1 protein-coding gene is annotated in these 1,183 nt (G+C 72.3%); it reads left to right on the top strand.

Annotation, left to right across the window (positions count from 1 at the left end; all coding sequences use genetic code 11):
* On the top strand, window positions 1–1,050 hold a 1,050-nt coding region (locus tag G7A99_RS20215), incomplete at its 5' end, for a PAS domain-containing sensor histidine kinase (RefSeq protein WP_240466357.1).
* Between the last annotated feature and the right edge of the window lie 133 nt (window positions 1,051–1,183).

Raw genomic sequence — 1,183 nt, 5'->3', positions numbered from 1 at the left:
GCCCGCCGCGCCCGGGAGAGTGAGGCGCTGGCCGCCGAGCGCGGCCTCGACGTGGCCAACCTGGAGGCGCTCAACGCGCACATCGTCCAGCGACTGGATACCGGGGTGATCGCCCTGGACCGCGACGGCCGCATCCGCCTGGCCAACCGCCTGGCCGCCGGCATCATCGGTAGCCTCGACGGCGAGACCCCCACCCTGGCGGAACGCGCACCCGCCCTGCAGCGGGCGTTCGAGGCGGGCGGGAACACCGAGCGCACACCGATCACCGTCAGCGGCATCGACTACCTGCCCCGGTTCGTCCCCGTGGGCGACAGCCAGCGCGGCGGGACACTGCTCTTCCTCGAGGACCTCACCGCGGTGCGTGCCCAGATCCAGCAGGCCAAGCTCGCGTCCATGGGCCGGCTGACCGCGAGCATCGCCCATGAGATCCGCAATCCGCTGTCGGCGATCATGCAGGCCACCCAGCTCCTCGGCGAGGCGGACTACCTGCAGGACGGCGACCGCCGGCTGGTGGGGATCATCACCAAGCAGAGCCGGCGGCTGAACGAGACGGTGGAGAACGTCCTCCAGCTCTCCCGCCGCTCCCCCGCCCAGCGCGAGACGGTCGATCTGGCCGAATGGGTGCCCCAGGTGGTCTCGGAGTGGCGGGCGGCGTTCAGCGGCGGCGAGGTGGAGGTTCAGGCCACGGCGATCGCCGCCCTTTTCGACCGCTCCCACATGCGCCAGGTCCTGGAGAACCTGCTGCGCAACGCCATGGACCACGCCGGCGAGCACCCGGCGGTGACCGTGGTCACCGGCCGCGACGAACGCGGCGCGCCGTACCTGGAGGTGCGGGACAACGGCCCGGGCATCGACGCCGAGATCCGGGACCACCTCTTCGAGCCCTTCGCCACCAGCCGCCGCGGCGGCACCGGCCTCGGCCTCTACCTCTCCCGCGAACTCTGCGAGGCCAACAGCGCCCGCATCGAGCTGCGCCCGGAGGAGACAGGGACGTGCTTTCGGGTTACCTTCGCGGCGCCGGACGGAGCACAGCAGGGAGGGCAGGCATGAACAGACCGCAGGCGCTGATCGTCGACGACGAGGCGGACATCCGCGACCTCGCCGAGCTCACGCTCGGGCGCATGGACATCCAGGCGCGCAGCGCCGCCAACCTCGCCGAGGCCCGGCGGCTGCTCGAGCGCGA

Source organism: Arhodomonas sp. KWT (assembly GCF_010993615.1).
The sequence above is the reverse complement of the archived record's forward strand: the minus strand, read 5'-3'. Positions and strand labels throughout refer to the sequence as shown.